At 67.9% G+C, this 17,425-nt stretch carries 8 protein-coding genes and 1 pseudogene; 5 read left to right on the top strand and 4 right to left on the bottom strand.

The window, feature by feature from the left end:
* Positions 1–424: 424 nt before the first annotated feature.
* Both AB4Z47_RS27920 and AB4Z47_RS27915 read right to left on the bottom strand, forming a co-directional pair.
* The gene (locus tag AB4Z47_RS27920; RefSeq protein ID WP_441955209.1) at positions 425–808 is read right to left on the bottom strand and encodes an aldo/keto reductase; all 384 of its coding nucleotides are present in this window, start codon (positions 806–808) and stop codon (positions 425–427) included.
* Positions 809–1,346: 538 nt separating this feature from the next.
* A pseudogene (locus tag AB4Z47_RS27915) lies at positions 1,347–1,595 on the bottom strand (HAD-IA family hydrolase); the annotation flags it as partial.
* Between the two features lie 243 nt (positions 1,596–1,838).
* Here AB4Z47_RS27915 and AB4Z47_RS27910 point away from each other — a divergent pair.
* Positions 1,839–2,741, top strand: coding sequence for an FtsK/SpoIIIE domain-containing protein (locus tag AB4Z47_RS27910; protein ID WP_441955207.1), 903 nt, complete (start codon positions 1,839–1,841; stop codon positions 2,739–2,741).
* 250 nt (positions 2,742–2,991) lie between these two features.
* Here AB4Z47_RS27910 and AB4Z47_RS27905 read toward each other — a convergent pair whose 3' ends face one another.
* Together AB4Z47_RS27905 and AB4Z47_RS27900 are read right to left on the bottom strand one after the other, a co-directional pair.
* A complete protein-coding gene (locus AB4Z47_RS27905; RefSeq protein WP_441955205.1) occupies positions 2,992–3,606 on the bottom strand; it encodes a class I SAM-dependent methyltransferase in 615 nt (204 codons plus the stop codon).
* Between the two features lie 33 nt (positions 3,607–3,639).
* Positions 3,640–4,725, bottom strand: a complete 1,086-nt coding sequence (locus AB4Z47_RS27900; protein WP_441955203.1) for an aldo/keto reductase — start codon at positions 4,723–4,725, stop codon at positions 3,640–3,642.
* 46 nt (positions 4,726–4,771) lie between these two features.
* On the opposite strand from AB4Z47_RS27900, the gene AB4Z47_RS27895 reads away from it, so the two are divergent.
* From AB4Z47_RS27895 to AB4Z47_RS27880, 4 genes are read left to right on the top strand one after another with little or no spacing between them, the layout of a single operon-like run.
* A complete protein-coding gene (locus AB4Z47_RS27895; protein WP_441955201.1) occupies positions 4,772–8,698 on the top strand; it encodes a non-ribosomal peptide synthetase in 3,927 nt (1,308 codons plus the stop codon).
* Positions 8,685–9,182: an OsmC family protein gene (locus tag AB4Z47_RS27890; protein WP_441955199.1), complete on the top strand. Its 498-nt coding sequence runs from the start codon at positions 8,685–8,687 to the stop codon at positions 9,180–9,182. The genes AB4Z47_RS27895 and AB4Z47_RS27890 overlap by 14 nt, the downstream gene beginning before the upstream one ends.
* Positions 9,179–16,648: a beta-ketoacyl synthase N-terminal-like domain-containing protein gene (locus AB4Z47_RS27885; protein WP_441955197.1), complete on the top strand. Its 7,470-nt coding sequence runs from the start codon at positions 9,179–9,181 to the stop codon at positions 16,646–16,648. The genes AB4Z47_RS27890 and AB4Z47_RS27885 overlap by 4 nt, the downstream gene beginning before the upstream one ends.
* Entirely contained in the window at positions 16,645–17,367 is a 723-nt protein-coding gene (locus tag AB4Z47_RS27880) for a class I SAM-dependent methyltransferase (protein ID WP_441955195.1), read from the top strand. Before AB4Z47_RS27885 ends, AB4Z47_RS27880 begins: the two co-directional genes overlap by 4 nt.
* Positions 17,368–17,425: the final 58 nt, after the last annotated feature.

The raw sequence follows: 17,425 nt of genomic DNA, 5'->3' as shown, positions 1-17,425 counted from the left end.
GGTGGAGGACGCCCCGGCCGGGATCGCGGCGGCGCGAGCGGCCGGCATGCGCGTCATCGGCGTCACCACGACGGTCGGGCGCGAGCGACTGGAATGTGAGTGGTGCGTCGATGATCTCACGGCCTTGACCGTGGAGGCGTGCTGACAATACGAAGGTGGACAGCTCCGGCGACCAGTCAATACCAGCACCTTGTCCTTGTGGGCCTTGTCGGACATGAAGATTCCTCTCTTTCGAACAGAACGCTGATTCAGCGAGTCTTGCTACATGCAATGGATTTCGACCGGAACCGATACAAGCCAGCCGTTGCTTGATCATGCCGGTTCCTCCTGGCGAGACCTGACTTCGGACACGTTTCGGCGCGGCTCTTTGCGGCGGGTTGTTGATCTGGGCTTTTGCCGGTTGTCTGGTCGAGATTTGCGCACTTTAGCTCGATCTGGTCGACCGTCCCTCTGTCTCATCGATCAGCCGCCGCAGATGCGACACCTCGAAGTTCGACACCCCGATAGCCCGCATGCGGCCTTCGGCGAGGATCTTCTCCAGGGCACGCCAGGTTTCGACATACTTGTCCTTGCCTGGCACCGGCCAATGGATCAGATACAGATCAACATAATCCAGGCCCAGTGCGACAAGGCTCGAGTCGAACGCCCGCTCATGGCCGCGGTCGGTGTTCCACAACTTGGTCGTGACGAACAGCTCCTCCCGCGGCAGACCGCTCGTCCGGACCGCGGCGCCGACACCACGCTCGTTGTGGTAGAACATCGCCGTGTCCACGCTGCGGTAGCCCGCCTCGAGCGCCGTGTGCGCCACTCGCTCGATGACCTCGTCCGGGATCTTGTTACACGCCCGACCCGAGGCTGAGCATCCGGACGCCGTCGAGCACAATCGCGGGAACCATGCCAACCACCGTAGTGGTGACCAGGGCCGGGGGTTGGGCGGTGGTCAATTCACGGCCAATCCTCAATTTTCCGGCCCCATAAGGCCATAAAGGTAGCGGACCCTTCCCGGATCTGAGATGCTGTAGCGGAATGAGGCGGACCGAAATGTCCGTAGTTTACACGTCATACGCATCTGAGAATTCTCACGGGCTCATGACGTTGATACCGGATGGGCAGGTTTGGCAGCGTGGAAAAAACCTCGCAGGTAACAGGAACTGGCACGGGTGCCGATCCGATCGACCGGGCGCCGGGAATCGCGGAACCGATTCCCGAGGACGTTCCGCATGAGGCCGCGACACCGCAGGTCGTGGCACCGGGGATCAGGATGCTCACGTTCCCTGGTGTCAAGAACGTCGTCAAACGGTGGGGTCAGGAACGATGGTTGCACGAGTCAGACAGTCCGTTCGGTTTCAAGGTGGTCCGCATCCGGGCGGGGCACCGGACGCCTCCACGGTCAAGGCCGTGAGATCATCGACGCACCACTCACATTCCAGTCGCTCGCGCCCGACCGTCGTGGTGACGCCGATGACGCGCATGCCGGCCGCTCGCGCCGCCGCGATCCCGGCCGGGGCGTCCTCCACCACCACGCACCCAGCTGGCTCGACGCCCAACCTGGCTGCGGCACGGAGGTATCCGTCCGGATACGGTTTGCCCCGTCGGCACGAGCTTCCGTCAGCAGCCCAAGCATTTCGTTGCGAGGACTACACCCCATTCAGTATTCGAGCTTGACGAAGTAAGCCAACTCGCGCATGTCCTCGGTCAGTGTCCGCCGCTTGATGACGACGGCCGACAGGACGTCACGGGCGTAGCGTTGTTGTGTCAGCCATTGGGGTGCGGCGGGCAAGTGGCAGGAAGGACCCGACTTCTACATCTTCCGGTTTATCCCCAATCCTGCGGTCACCGTGGACAAGCTGACCAACCGACGCGACGAGATCTTCCTGGCCCTGGCCCTGGCCCTGCCCTCCGGGTTCAGCATTCGCACCCGCAGCGACCGCGGCTCCGTGCTCTTCGAGATCCCCAAGATCGACGACGAGAAGTACGGGGTCGACGCCAAAGCGCTGTGGCAGCGGTGCCCGGCCGATCCCGAGAGCCTCATCGCCCCGCTGGGCGCCGACATCGAAGGCAACCCGGTCACCATCGACCTGTCCTTCGCAGACTCACGGCACTTGCTGGTGGCCGGCACTACCGGATCAGGAAAGTCCGTCGCCCTGGACACGATCCTCGAGGGCTTGGTCCGGTACGACAAGAACACCCTGCGACTCCGCCTCGTCGATCCCAAGGGCACCGAGCTTGTCGACTTCGAGGACGACCCTCACCTTGATGGCATGATCGGCATGGACGCCGCCGACGCCATCGAGATTCTCGAGGAAACCGTCGAAGAGATGGCTGTGCGCTACAAGGACATGAAGGCGATCCGCACACGCAAGCTCGTCGAGTACAACGCCAAGGTCGACAAAGTAGACCGAAAGCCCTGGATCGTCATCGTCCTGGACGAGTACGCCGACCTCACCAGCGATCCCGAAGAGAAGAAGCAAATCGAAGCGCTGCTCGAGCGCCTGACGCAGAAGGCCCGCGCTGCGGGCATCCATGTCATCGCAGCCACGCAGCGCCCGAGCGCGGACGTTATCTCGACGACTATCCGCTCCAACTTCCCCGCCCAACTCGCCCTGCGGGTCAAGACCGCGACCGACAGCCGCATCATTCTGGACGAGACCGGAGCCGAAGCTCTGGCCGGACAAGGCGACGCCTTCCTGCACACAGCCAAGGGCACCATACGAGTGCAGGTTGCCTACGACGGGAGCTGACCAGGCCCCAAGACCGCGGCGAACCATGGGAACGCCACAATGCGGCTGAGGCAGCTATGGACGCACTACGAGCATTTGAGCACTACCCGCTCGGACACGAATTTTCTGGCGCTGCAAACCAGACTGATCGAACCCGGACGCCACGAGGCTGCCGACATCGCTCCATACAGCTGTGAGCCGCCTCCCAGTACGTAAGTCAACACTCTTCAGGAATTGGATGTTCAGTTGTCGACACCTGCCGAAGCGTTTTTCAGTTCAGCCGTGATGCCGTGATGAGTTGGAAGGCGTCGCCGACTCGCTCGACGCACGGCTGATGGAAGTCTGCCGTCTCGAGCATGGAGACGAGCTCGGCATCAGAGTGGAGGCGAACGCGTTTAGCCACAGGTGGGGGCATGAGAGAGCGGGGCGGCTCGGGTGCGACGGTGTGCAGGACGAGACGTCCGCCCGGCGCGAGCACACGATGCAGTTCGGCGAGCAGGGCTGGAACAGAGACGAAGAACAGCACGTTCATCGCGGTCGCGCAGGTGAAATGCCGGTCCGGCAGGGGTAACGATTCGGCAGCCGCCTCGATGACCTCGAGCCGGCCGCCGCGCACGGCGTCCGCGTTGGTCGACTTCGTCAGCGCCACCATGTCGGCGCTGTGATCCACCGCGGTGATCCGGCAACCGAGCGCGAGCGCTTGTGCTGCGAACGTGCCGCCGCCGCAGCCGATTTCGAGCAAATGATCATCGGATGTGAGGTTCAGCGCCGCCAGGGTGTCGCGGAATATCTCGTGGTGGGACTTCATGTCCCGCCACATCATCCGGGCCAGCCGTCCTCGGGGTCGGCGCAGCAGGTGGTCGGTGAAGAGGTCGAAGAGTGCCAAGACTGTTTCCTCGGTCGGTGTCGGTGATCGGTGTCAGGATCGGGGGTGCGGGTCGATGCGCATATCTCCGAAAACGCTGCGGCGCGCCATGGGGCTTGCGAGGACGTTGTGTGGATATACCGGACTGATGGCGGATGCTTGCCGCAGGTAGTCGAGATGGTGGTCCTCGAAGTGCACGGTCAGCGCGCCGAGATTGTCCTCGAGCTGCGCGAGGGTGCGTGCTCCGAGAACGGGCGCGGTGATATCGGGACGGCGCAGCGTCCAGGCGAGGGCTATCTGCGCCGGGGAACGACCGAGCTCCTCGGCGACCCGGCGCACGGAATCGGCTACGGTCAAGGACCGTTCGGTGAGCCCGTCACCGGCGAGGATCAGGTCCTTGCGGGAGGTGCCCACCGTCGGCTTGCGCGCGTGCGACGGCAGATCGGCCCGGGTGTACTTGCCGGTGAGGACGCCGCCTGCCAGCGGTGACCAGGCGACGACGCCGAGACCGAGTTCCCGTGCCATCGGCAGCATGTCGTGCTCGGCGGTGCGCTCGGCCAGGTTGTACTCGAGTTGGACCGCGATCAGCGGCGTCCAGCCGCGCAGGTCGGCGATGGTCTGCATGCGTGCGATCTGCCAGGCGGGGGTGTTCGAGATGCCGACGTACAGTACTTTGCCTGCGCGCACCAGATCGTCGAGGCCGCGCAGGATCTCCTCGACCGGTGTCAGGTCGTCCCACAGGTGCAGGTAGAGCAGATCGAGATAGTCGGTGTTCAGGCGGCCCAGACTGGCCTCGACCGAGGCGGTCAGGTTCTTGCGGTGGTTGCCGCCGGAGTTCGGGTCGGTGAGTCGTCGTAGCGCGGTGTATTTGGTCGCCAGGACGAGGGCGTCCCGGTCGGCCGCGGCGAACTCACCGAGCCATTCCTCGGCGGTGCCGTTGGTGTAGTTGCCCGCGGTGTCGAGGAAGTTGCCGCCCCGTGTGACATATGCCTCGAAGATCCGCCGCGCCTCCTGTTTGTCCGCCCCCCAACCCCAAGCGGACCCGAAGGTCAAGGTGCCCAAAGCCATCGGTGACACACGCAGTCCCGACCGGCCGAGCAGGCGATAGTGGTCCAACGCGTTATTGAAAAGGAATGTCATTTTCGGTTAGTGTAGGCGGGTTGAGTTACCCGAGCAAGGGCTGGAGATGCCGACAACCGTGAATGAAGTTCGCCGTTGCGCCGCAACGGTTCTCGGAATCGACGCAAGCGAGATCGACACGCAGCGTCCGTTGCAGGAACTCGGATTGGATTCTTTCCTCGCCGCCCGTCTACATCTGCGTCTGGCCGAACGTACAGGCGTCCGCGTCCCACTCGCCTCTTTCGTCGGAGCCACTCTCGAATCACTGGCCGCCGAAGTCGAAAAGCGCAGCGAGACAACGAATCACCCGCAAGTTGACGATGCTGTGCCGTTGCGCACCGCCACGCTGCCCGACGTCGTTGCCGAGGAGGAGCTCACTGCGATCCAGGCGTCCTACTGGGTCGGCCGTGAGGAGGGAATGCCACTCGGCGGGGTGGCCACTTTCTACTACTTCGAGTTCGACCGCGATCCGGAGCGGTTCGCGGCGGTGGACGGGCGAGCCGAGGTCGGCCTGCTCGAAGCGGCCTGGAACAAGGTCGTCGCACGTCATGACATGCTGCGGGCCGTCGTCACCGACGAGGGTCGCCAGCGGGTGCGACCGGTCGGACATCCGTACCGCATCGGGATCACCGATCTGCGGGATCCCGGAAGCGACGCCTCCGCGGAACTGGCGCGCCTACGGCAGGAGAAGTCGCATCAGGTGTGCGACACCACGACCGGACCATTGTTCGACATCCACGCCGCGCTGCTGCCATCCGGTGCGATGCGGCTGTTCGTCGGTTTCGACATCATGATGCTGGACATGGCGAGCTGGATTCAGCTCATGCAGGAGTGGGGATCGTTCGTCGCCGATCCCGGCGCCGTGCTACCCACACCGTCGACGTCGTTCCTCCAGGTACTGCGCGCCCGCCGGATGGCCGAAACGGCGAGACGAGAGCGGGACGAGGCGTATTGGCAGGAGCGACTGACCGTGCTGCCGCCCGGCCCTCGGTTGCCCTACGCCGTCGCTCCGGAAAGCGTTCGCACCGCCCGTTTTCGCCGCCATGAGCAACGATTGAGTCCGGCACATTGGTCGGCTCTCACCACGCATGCGGCACGGCGCGGCCTGAGCCCTACCGCAGTGCTGCTCGCGGCCTTCGGCCTCACCCTGTCGCGCTGGGGAGCCACCGACGCGTTCTGCCTCAACGCCACCCTGTTCGACCGGCCCGACAACGGCGCGGACATCGAAGATGTGGTCGGTGATTTCAGCACTACCGCGTTGGTCGAGATGCCGTCGCTCGACCTGGGTTCCTGGCAGGGCTTCACCGATTTCGCCCGCCGCGTCAACGAACGTTTCTGGGCCGATCTGGAACACCGTTCCTACAGCGGTGTCGAGGTACAGCGCGAGCAGGCGCCCGACCTCGCTCCGCGCTATCCCGTGGTCTTCACCAGCGGCGTGGGATTGGGCCAGTCCGACGGCCCGGCCGCGGGCTGGCTGGGCGATGAGATCTTCGGCGTCTCGCAGACCCCGCAGGTGACCCTCGACCACATCGTCTGGGACGAAGCGGGTGGACTGCGACTGGCATGGGACGCCGTCGAGGAGGTCTTCCCGACCGACTTCGTGGCCCAGATGCTCACCGCGCACGCCCGTCTGCTGCGTTGGCTCGCCGGGGACGACGATGCTTGGGAGAACATCGATTTGGGCTGGAACCCGCATTTCGAGTCGGTGCGCCCGCTCCCGCCCGGACTCGGCACCGGGATGCTCACCGATTCGCAGCGCGACCAGTCGGCGGCGCGGCCCGAGGCAGCCGCGGTGCTGTCCAGCACGGGAAGGCTCACGCACGGCGAGGTCTCCGCGCGGGCGCGTGCGCTCGCCGGGCGGCTGATCGGGGCCGGGGTCCGGCCACAGGACCGGGTGGCGGTCTTGGCCCCCAAGTCGGCGGCACAGATCGTCGCCGTGTACGGAGTCCTCTGGGCAGGGGCGACATTCGTGCCCGTCGAGCCCGATTGGCCCGCGTCGCGGATCACCTCGGTCTGTCGCCGTGCCGGGATTGCGCATGCCGTGGCCGTATCCGGCGTCGAGTTGCCGGAGAACGTCACCGCGCATCCGCTCGACGCGGCGTCTGGGGCGGTCACCGTGGACCAGCCGCTCGCCGCTGGGGACGACGCCTTGGCCTACATCATCTTCACGTCCGGATCGACCGGTGAGCCGAAGGGCGTCGCGGTCGAACATCGCGCCGCGCGCAGCACCATCGACGAGATCAACGACCGCTTCGGCGTGGGCCCGAGCGACCGGGTGCTCGCACTCTCGGCGCTGAGTTTCGATCTGTCCGTGTACGACATCTTTGGCGTGCTCGGCGCGGGCGGCGCGCTGGTCCTGCCGGATGCCGAGGGGTTGCGCGATCCTGGGCACTGGTGCGAGCTCGTCGCGGCGCATCAGGTCACGGTGTGGAACACCGCGCCCGCGCTCGCCGAGATGCTGGTCGAATACGCCGAGGCCGATCCGGCGGCTGCGGGTCGGCTGCGCTCGCTGCGGGTGTTGCTGTTGTCCGGTGACTGGATCCCGCTGTCGCTGCCGGATCGGCTGCGTGCGGTGATCGGCGAGCACGTGCGGGTGATCAGTCTGGGTGGGGCGACCGAGGCCGCTATCTGGTCGATCTGCTATCCGATCCGGACGGTGCGGCCCGAATGGACCAGCATCCCGTACGGCACGGCGCTGCGCGGCCAGTCGTTTCTCGTGCTCGACGACGAAGGCCTGCCCTGTCCGGTCGGTGTCCCTGGTGAGCTGCACATCGGAGGCGCCGGTCTGGCGCGCGGGTATGTCGACGACGACGAGCAGACCGCGCGCCGTTTCATCTGGCACGATCGGCTGGGGCAGCGGCTGTATCGAACCGGCGACCTGGGCAAATGGCGTCCCGACGGGGCGATCGAGTTCCTCGGTCGTGTCGACCGGCAGGTCAAGGTGCGCGGCCACCGCATTGAACTGGGTGAGATCGAAGCCGTGCTCGCCCGCCATCCGGGCGTACGCCGTTGTGTGGCGGCGGCCGTGCCGGGGGCGGATGACCGCCCGCAGCTCGTGGCCTACCTGGTGACCGGTGATACACCCTCGGAGACAACGGATCTCGCCGACCACGCGGCGCGCCACCTGCCGCACTACATGGTGCCGACCCGGTGGGTGCGACTGGACGCCTTGCCGTTGACGTCCAACGGCAAGGTCGACCATTCCCGGCTGCCCAACCCGTTCCGTCCCGGCTTCGCGGCCGCGGCGTCTCACGCCTCGGCCGAGGACGGTCGTGCAGACGGCGGGACCGCAGTTCATCCGAAGCCCGAAAAGACGCTTGCGGCAATCGATCTCACGCAGCCCGCCGTAGTGACAGACGACGACGGGCCTATGACAGCGGCATCCGGCGATCTCGCGGGCGCACCGGGTGCGGCAGGTGAGCAGGCGTGGACCCCGGCCGACGACTGGCTGCTGCACGCAGCACGACAGGCCGAGGCGCTCGGATTGACGCTCACGTTGCGCGCGCAATCCGTCGACCATGCCGCCGCGACCGCCGCTGGCGAGTGGGTCGGCCGACTGCATGCCGCCGCCACGGCGGGCGGGCTCGTCGCCGAGGTCAGCTATGGCGATGCGGCCGAGCTCGTGCTCACCCCCGCGGTCACGACGGCCACGGTCGCCCGCGCGCGGGTGGAGGCGGTGATCGCGGAGGTCTTCACCGATCTGCTCGGCCCCGAAGTCGCGGCAACCACCCCCTTCCACGATCTCGGCGCGACTTCGCTGACATTGGTTCGCGCCCATCGCAGGCTGCGGCATCTCACCCCGGCGCTCACGGTGCCGGACATCTTCCGGCTCGGCACCGTCCGGCGACTGGCGGACTGGATCGCCGAGCGTGTCGCGCCGGGTGGGTCGACGCGCGAAGCCGATGCCGTGCCGATCGATCTCACCCACGCCGCAGCGCGCGGCCGCCGCCGCGCTCACCGATCGAAAGCGAGGCTCGCGGATGTCGTTCGCTGACACCGTGTTCCGGCTGCGTACCGCCGCAAGCCGGGCGGCCGACCGCAGACAGCGATTCACCGTCCACACCGCCCACCGCTCCGGCACCCCCACCGAAATGTCGGTGCGCATCGGACGGCACAGCGTCGTGGTCGACGAACCCATGGCAGCAGGGGGCGGTGACGCCGGTCCCGACCCGATCGGAATGGCGTTGGCCGCGCTGGGCGCCTGTCAGGCGGTCACCTACCGGTTTCACGCGGCACGGCTGGGTATCGAGATTCGTTCGCTGTCGGTGGACGTCACCGCCGATGTGGATCTCGGTCCCGTGTTCGGGCTTACCGAGCCCGCACCGCCGGGGCGCATCAGCGTCCGTGCCCGGGTCGGCGGCCCGGACGAACCGGCCCGGTATCGGGAGTTGCATCGGCTCGTCGAGGATTCGTGCCCGGTGCTGGCGATGATGCGCGGACAACTGACTGTGGACTCGGAAGTGGAGATCGAATCGTGAACGACGACAACGCCGTCGCCATCATCGGGATGGCCTGCCGGTTTCCGGGCGCGCCCGACCTGGCCGCCTACTGGGACCTGATCGCCTCGGGGCGGGAAGGTCTGACCCGGTTCGACGACGCGGAGCTCGCCGCGCGCGGCGTGTCCGCCGAACTGCGCGCGCACCGCAATTACGTGCCCGTCGGCGCGGTGATCGAGGGGCAGGACCGCTTCGAGCCGGAACACTTCGGCATCGTGGCGCGCGATGCCGAACTGATGGACCCACAGCTGCGGCTGCTGCTGGAATGCGCATGGGACGCTCTGGGCGACGCGGGATACCGAGGTGGGGCAGGCCTCGACGCGGTCGGTGTTTTCACCGGCGCCTCGAGCAGTGACTATCTGGAGCACAATCTCGGCGCCTACCGCGCCGATGCCGAACGGGATCCGATCGGTCGGCTGCAAGCGGAGATGGGCACGCTCACCGACTATTTCCCCCAGCAGATCGCCTACCGGCTCGACCTCACCGGACCCGCTGTCGCGGTGCAGGCCACCTGCGCGACCTCGCTGGTCGCGGTACACACCGCCGTGCAGGCGTTGTTGTCGGAGGAATGCGATGCCGCCCTCGCCGGGGGTGCGTCGTTGATCGTCCCCCAGGGACGCGGCTACCTGCACGTGCCCGATGCGATCTTCTCCGCGGACGGTCATACCCGAGCGTTCGGAGCGGACGCCACCGGCATGGTGCACAGTCAGGGCGTGGGCGTGGTGGTGCTGCGGCGACTCGCGGACGCGCTCGCCGACGGCGACCCGATCTACGCGGTGGTGCGCGGCAGCGCGGTGAACCACGACGGTGGCGGCAAGGCCGGTTTCGCCGCTCCGTCGGCGGCCGGGCAGGCGCGGGCGATCGCCGAGGCGCTCGCGGTCGCCGATGTCGGCATCGACGCGGTGGACCTGATCGAGTCGCACGGCACGGCGACACCACTGGGTGATCAAATCGAACTGGCGGCGCTGGCCGCGGTGTTCGCCGACCGAACGGCGGCGCAGCCGATCGCGCTGGGGTCGGTGAAGAGCAATATCGGTCACACCAACAGCGCGGCAGGCATTGCGTCAGTGATCAAAACCGCTCTCGCCCTGTCGCATCGGCGCATTCCGGCGACGCTGCACGCCAGTCCCGCCCATCCGGATCTGGAACGCCATCGACGGTTGTTCGAAGTCGTCGAGCACACCCGGGACTGGGCGGAGCGCGAGGGAACCCGGATCGCAGGGGTGAGTTCCTTCGGTATCGGCGGCGCCAATTGCCACGCGGTGCTCGAACAAACTCCCGTGCGGGGCGGTTCGAGCGACCCCGACCCGCGCGCGCAGCTGCTGTTGGTCTCGGCGGTCACGGAAGCCGGATGCCGGGATCAGATCGCGCAGGCCGATGCCGGTGTGACCGCGGAAACCAGAGCCGATTACGCCTACACCGTTTCGCGCGGGCCGCATACGGAGTCCGGGTGGCGTGCCGCGGCGCTGCTGTCGGACGCGGATCCGGGTTCGCGGCCCGTTGCCGCCGGCCAGGTGCCGTCCAGGCGACCGGACATCGTTTTCGCGTTTCCCGGCGCCGGTGCACAGTATTCGGGTATGGGCGCCGGGCTCTACCGTAACGAGCCCATGTTCGCCGCTCGAATCGATGAATGCGCCGAAGCGATGCAGCCGGTGCTGAACTACGACATACGCGAGATCGTGAGCGGCCGCGCCGTTGCGCAGGACGTGGACGACGTGCGCTACGGACAGCCCACCCTGTTCGCGGTGTCGGTGGCCACCGCGGCGACCCTGCGCCACTACAGGATCGAGCCCGACGCCGTCATCGGCCACAGTTTGGGCGAATACGCTGCCGCCGTGGTCGCGGGAGCGCTGAGCTTGCGCGATGCCGCCCGGTTGGTGGCGGTGCGGTCCGTCGCACTGGCGGACACCGCGCCGGGAGCGATGCTGGCGGTCGAGCTCGGGGAGGAGGATGTGCGCGCCGCTTTGACCCGCTACCCGGAGATCGCGCTCGCCGCCGTCAACGGCCCGGACGCCTGCGTGGTGTCGGGACCGGTCGACGCCATCGAGACGCTGTCGGCCGCCCTCGGTCGAGCCGCGATTCGCGCGAGCAGGTTGCGGGTCAACGCTGCCCTGCATTCTCCTGCCGTCGCCGCGGCGGTCACGCCGCTGCGTACCGCGGCCGAGAGCGTGCCGTCCACTCCGGCCACGCTGCCGCTCTACAGCACCCTCACCGGCCGGCGGATCCGATCCTTCGACGCCGAGCACTGGGTGCGGCATCTGCGTGAACCAGTCCTGTTCGCGACCGCGGTGCGGGCCGCGACGGCCGCGGCTCCGACGATCCTCGTCCAGGTCGGACCGGGCAGTGCCCTCGCCGCGCTCGCGCGATGCAACGCGCCGGCAAACTTGACCGCCGCGCTGAGCACGCTGGCCGAAGCCGAGGAACGGACCGGCGATACGGCGCCGGATCGCGCCGCGCTGCTCAGCGCGGTCGGTCATCTCTGGTGTACCGGCGCGGCTGTGGACGTTGATGCTCTGCATCGTCGTCGTCGCCGCATTCGCCTGCCTGCCTACCCCTTCCAACGCCGCAGTGTGTGGATCGATCCGCCCAGTGACCCTGGAACGGCACCAGCCGCGCCGGGCACCCGATCCGCGCCGCGTTCCATGCAGGACGGTGGCCGCCCACAGCTCGGTCCAGAGGTTCGGATCGAGGCGCCGGCGGTGGCGCTCGCACCATCCGCGCAGCCGGCTCCAGCGGTCGTCGAAACACGGGCGGTGTTGTTGACCCGCGAATCGCTGTTGCCCGCCAGCGAATCGGTGTTGCCCGCCAGCGAATCGCTGATGCCCACTCCCGAACCTGTGTGGCCTACCTTTGAACCGGCATTGCCCCTTCGTGGATCGGCGGTGCCCAACTGTCGGCCGGAGGCAACCGAGTCGGACCGGCGGCCGGAACGGCAGACGAGGAACGGCAGGCCGCAACCGGCGTCGTCACTCCCGGCGCCTGACCTGGTGGGTGGAAAGGGAGCACCGGCCTCAACCGCCGTGTCGGAACCCGCCGGATCGCGCACGTTTGCGAGTCCGGAAGAGAACAAGATCGCCGCACTCTGGGAGGAGCTGCTGGGGGAGCGGGTCCCCGGTACTGAGGCGGACTTCTTCTCGCTCGGCGGAACCTCCCTGCTGGCGACCCGGATGCTCGACATCCTCAACGAAGGCGAGCACACCGATATCCGCATGCGGGAGCTGCTCGCTCACTCGACCGTGGGCGCCTTCGCGGCACTGCTGCGAAGTCGCCGCCCGGCATCATCGGTCGCGGCGGTGCCGGCTGTACCCGAGCTGCCCGCGACGGAGGTCGAACGCCCGATACGCGAGGACGTGCTGGTCGCCGACGCCACCTTCCCGCTCACCCGGGTGCAGCACGCGTACTGGGTCGGACGGTCGGGCGCCTTCGGGCTGAGTGACGTGGCGTGTCACATCTATCTCGAATACGACTGCGACAAGCTGGATCTGGATCGCTACGAGCAGGCGTGGAACCGTGCGATCCGGCGGCATGAGATGCTTCGTGCGATCATCACCGAGGACGGGCGCAATCAGATCCTCACCGAGGTGCCGGAATACCGGATCCGCCGCCACGATCTCGCCGGCTCCACCGGCCAGGCCCGTGCGGACACGCTGGGGGACCTGCGGCGGCGGCTGTCGCACCGGGTGCACCGCCCTGACCGCTGGCCACTGTTCGATGTGCGCGCCGCCCGACTGGACGACACCACCACGCGGCTGTTCATCGGCATCGATGCGCTGATCTGCGATGCGGGCAGTTTCCTCGTCCTCGACCGCGATCTGCGCCTGCTCTACACCGACCCGGCGGCCGTGCTGCCGCCGCTGCCGTCCCGGTTCGCCGATTACGTGGCACATACCGAGGCACGCGCCGAGTCCGCGGACCGCAAGCGGGCGATCGACTACTGGCAGCGGCGGATGGACGCCCTGCCCGGGGCACCCGCTCTGCCGACCATCACCCGCACCCAGACTCAGCCATGGTTCGGCCGCCGTGCGGACCGTCTCGAACCAGCGGAATGGCAGGGGCTGCGGCGGCTGGCCGCCGATCATGGCGTCACGCCGTCCGCTGTGCTGCTCACCGCGTATTCGGACGTGCTCGCCGCCTGGTCCGGCGACGAGCGGTTCACCCTGTCGCTGACTCTGGTCGACCGGCCGGTGGCGTTGCCCGGAATCGACGGCGCGGTGGGCGATTTCACCACGCTCCTGGCGCACGAAGTCGATCGGACCGATGGCGGCGCCTTCGTGAAGCGGGTCGTCCGCACACAGCGGCAGCTCTTCGACGACATCGATCACCGGGAGTACTCGGCACTGGACCTGCTTGCCGAACTGTCCACCCGCACGGGGCAGCGCCGGCTGCTGCCGGTGGTGTTCACCAGCGCCCTCGATATGGCCCAACTGTTCGGTGGCGCACCGGATCTGGAGTGGGCGGGCAGCATCGTGCACGGCGTGAGCCAGACACCTCAGGTGTGGCTCGACCATCAGGCGTTCGTGGATGCCGGGGGACTGCAACTGCAATGGGACGTCCTCGAGACCGTCCTCGATCCCGTGGCTGCGGACACCGCGTTCGCTTCCTATGTGGAGTGGCTGCGCCGTCTCGCCGCTGATCCGCAGGCGTGGACCGTACCGGATGCCGGTACGCGACGGGAAGACCGGGACGAGGACGTGGCCGCCGCCGTCTCCGCGATCTGGGCGCAAGTTCTGAACGTCGAAACCGAGGTGCTGCGGCCCGATTCGACCTTTGTCGGCCTGGGCGGCGACTCGGTTCTGGCGGTGCGCATGGCCACCATCGTGCGCACGCGACTCGGTGTCGCGGTGCCCGTGGCGGAGCTGGTCGGGGATCTCTCGTTCGCCGATCTCATCGCGCTGATCGCCGAGCGCCGTTCCGGTCTCGCGGCGACGGCTGTCGAGCTGGCGCGGCAGGCCGACCCGGCCGCGCCGTTCCCGCTCACCCCGCTGCAACAGGCGTATTGGGTGGGGCAGCAGCACGGCTACGCTCTCAGCTACGACTCGGCGCACAACTATGTCGACTTCCGGCTCACCGGGATCGATCCGACCGTTCTGGATGAGGCGGTGCGCAGGCAGGTCGAACGCCAGCCCATGCTGCGGGCGGTCTTCCTTCCGGACGGCACGCAGCAGGTGCTGCCCGCCGACGACCCGCGCCTGGCCGCGCTGCCGATCATCCACCTTGACATGAGGACGGCGAGTGCCGGTGAAATCGACCGGCGACTGGCCGCCATCCGCGCCGATGTGCAGCGCACCGGGCCGCGGCTGGATCCGTGGCTGTTCGCCGTGACCGCCGTCCGGCTTCCGGGCGACGAACTGAGCTTGCACATCGTGTGCAGTCTGCTCGTGGCCGACGGGTGGTCGGTGCAGCTGATGTTCACCGAGCTGTTCACCTACCTCGACGAGCCCAATACGGTGCTGCCCGCGCTCACCGCGCACTTCGGCGACTACGTGGAAACCATCTCCCGCCAGCGTGGCGAACCGGAGTGGCAGGCACAGCGCGACTGGTGGTGGGAACGCATCGACGATCTTCCACCCGCTCCCGCATTACCGCTGGCGGTGCCGTTCGATCAGGTGCGTCCGGACACGCTGGAACGACGAGAATTCCGAGTATCCGGCGAGCGGATGGCGATCCTGCGCGACCACTGCGCCGAGTACAGCATCACCCCGACCACGGCGTTCGCCACCTGCTGGGCAGCGGCGCTGGCCCGGCTGGCCGGGCACCGCCGATTCCTGCTGAATGTGCTCTACCTCAACCGCCTGCACCTTCCGCGCGATCTCGATCACGCTATCGGCCCGTACGCGGGCACCGTGCTGCTCGACATCGCCCTGCCCGCACAGCCGACGTTCCTCGCCGCCGCCCGGACGGTGCAGGAGGCCATCGTCACCATGCTCGACCACGGACAGGTCACCGGCGTGGAGGTGCTGCGGGAACTGGCGCGGCGCAGGCGCGACACCGCACCCCAGGCGCCGGTTGTCTTCCACAGCACCCTCGGGCTCAATCCGCCGGGCGGGACTCCCGACACGGTCGGCGTTCGCGATTTCTACCAGCGTGTACGCACGCCTCAGGTGGCCTTGGACATGCAGGTGTTCCAGTGGGACTGGGACGACTCGGTGGTGGTGAACCTGGACGCGGTCGCGGAACTGTTCCCTCCGGGCGTGCTCGACAGTCTGTTCGCGCAGGTGTGCGACGTGATCACCGCGCTCGTGGACCGGCCGGGCACGTGGACGGCGCCGCTCGAGGTACCCGAGGCCGAACGACCTGCGCACAACGTCGCCGCATCGACGCCCGCGGTGGTGGGTGGCCCGCCCGCCACCGAGACCGAGCGCGCCATCGCCGAACTGTGGCAACGGATGGTGGACGTGCCCGGTAGCCTCGACCGCGGCACCGACTTCTTCACCATCGGGGGTGATTCGGTACTGGCGATCCGGATGCTCAACCTCCTGCGCGGCGAGCTCGGCTTGGCGGTGACGCCACGGGAATTCCTCGCCGATCCCACGCTGGCTGCCGTCGCGGCGGCCGCGCGGCACGGAGCCGCGGAGCCGTCAATCCCTGGTGATTGTCTGGTGCCGCTTCGCGACGGCGTCGGACGGCCGCTGTTCCTGATCCATCCGACGGGTGGCGACGTGCTCTGTTATGTGGATCTGGCGCGCACGCTCGACACCCGGGCACCGATCGTCGGAATACTGGACCCGGAGTTGGCCGGGGCGCCGGGACCGGAGACGATCGCCGATCTGGCGCGGGTGTACGAGGGCGTGGTGCGCGCTCACCAGCCGGTCGGCCCCTACCGGATCGGCGGCTGGTCGATGGGCGGCATCATCGCGCACGAGGTGGCACGCCGGCTGCGTGCGGCGGGTGACACCGTGGAGGCGTTGATCCTGCTCGACTCGAACATCGCCGACCGGATCCATCATGTCGACGGCCGCGGATTCTGGACGCGCTACCTCGGGTCCCTCGCCGCTTTCCTCGATTTGGACCTCGAAACCGACACGCTCAGCGCCGAGTTCGATCGGAATCCGGACGAGCAGCAGCGAGCCGAGGTCCGGCGTCGACTGGCCGCCGCGGGGCTCCTGGAGCGCGGCGACTCGGCCGACCAGCGGGTCCGGGAAGATATCTTCCGGCGTCACCTGCGGGCTCTCGGCACACACCACACCGGTCATCTCGACGGCGACGGGCTCGAGATGCTCCTGGTGCGCGCCGACCTACCGTCGCCACACAACTCCGGTGTCGGCATGGGAGTCGACGACTGCTCCGATCTCGAGGACCTCGGATGGGCGGCCCACACCGACGTCGTCATCGATACCCGGCCCGTCGCGGCCCACCACTACGCGATGCTGCGCCCGCCTGCGGTCCTGACGGTCGCCCATCTGGTGTCGGAACTGCTCGCGAGCCTGGACGATTCGGAGCAGCCGTGACCGACGACTACGCCGCCGCGGCGGAGTTCTACGACCTCATGGCCACACCGTACGTGGCCACGGTGGAACCGGTGCTGGCGAAACTGCTGGCCGAGGTGGACACCATCGCCGGACTGGTGGCCGACATCGGGGCGGGCACCGGACTGTCCACAATGCTCGTCGCCGACGCGTTGCCGGACGCACGGATCGTGGCGGTGGAGCCGGCCGCGGCGATGCGCGCGGTGCTGCTGTCGCGACTGGCGGCCCGCAAGGATTTGCGCGAGCGAATCACCGTGCTGCCGCACGGATTCCTCGATATCCGACTGCCCACGGGATGCGCGGCGGTGGTCGCCCTCGGTGTGATCGGGCACTTCGATCCCGCTACCCGTCCCCGGGTGTGGAAGGCCATCGCGGACGCGCTGGCACCGGGCGCCGATGCCGTGGTCGAGGTACAGCGTCCCGGGCGCGTCGAACCATCGGCGCAACGGCGCTACACCACCGCAAGGGCCGGGGACCTGCGGTACGAGGGCTGGAGCCGGGCCGACCCGGTGGACGCGGAGTCCCTCGTCTGGCAGATGACCTACCGCGCCTACAACGGCGACCGACTGGTCCAAGAGGTGCGCACCGAACACCATGTCTGGCCGACCGACGCCGACCGCCTCGCCGCCGAGGCGCGCACGGCCGGGTTGCGCCTGGTCGACGCCGACCACACAACCGGGCTGCTGCGCTTCACCCGCTGACGGCTCTGAGCACCTGGAGACCGCACGGGAACGAACATCCGACTCGCTATGGAGGACA

The sequence above is a fragment of the Nocardia sp. 2TAF39 genome (assembly GCF_052114905.1).
Classification (GTDB): Bacteria; Actinomycetota; Actinomycetes; order Mycobacteriales; family Mycobacteriaceae; genus Nocardia.
This window is presented reverse-complemented; position numbering and strand designations above follow the sequence as displayed.

Excerpts from the sequence above, each read along its gene's own strand:
- AB4Z47_RS27900 (WP_441955203.1), bottom strand. The coding sequence starts at position 4,725 with ATGACATTCCTTTTCAATAACGCGTTGGACCACTATCGCCTGCTCGGC.
- AB4Z47_RS27895 (WP_441955201.1), top strand. The coding sequence starts at position 4,772 with ATGCCGACAACCGTGAATGAAGTTCGCCGTTGCGCCGCAACGGTTCTC.
- AB4Z47_RS27890 (WP_441955199.1), top strand. The coding sequence starts at position 8,685 with ATGTCGTTCGCTGACACCGTGTTCCGGCTGCGTACCGCCGCAAGCCGG.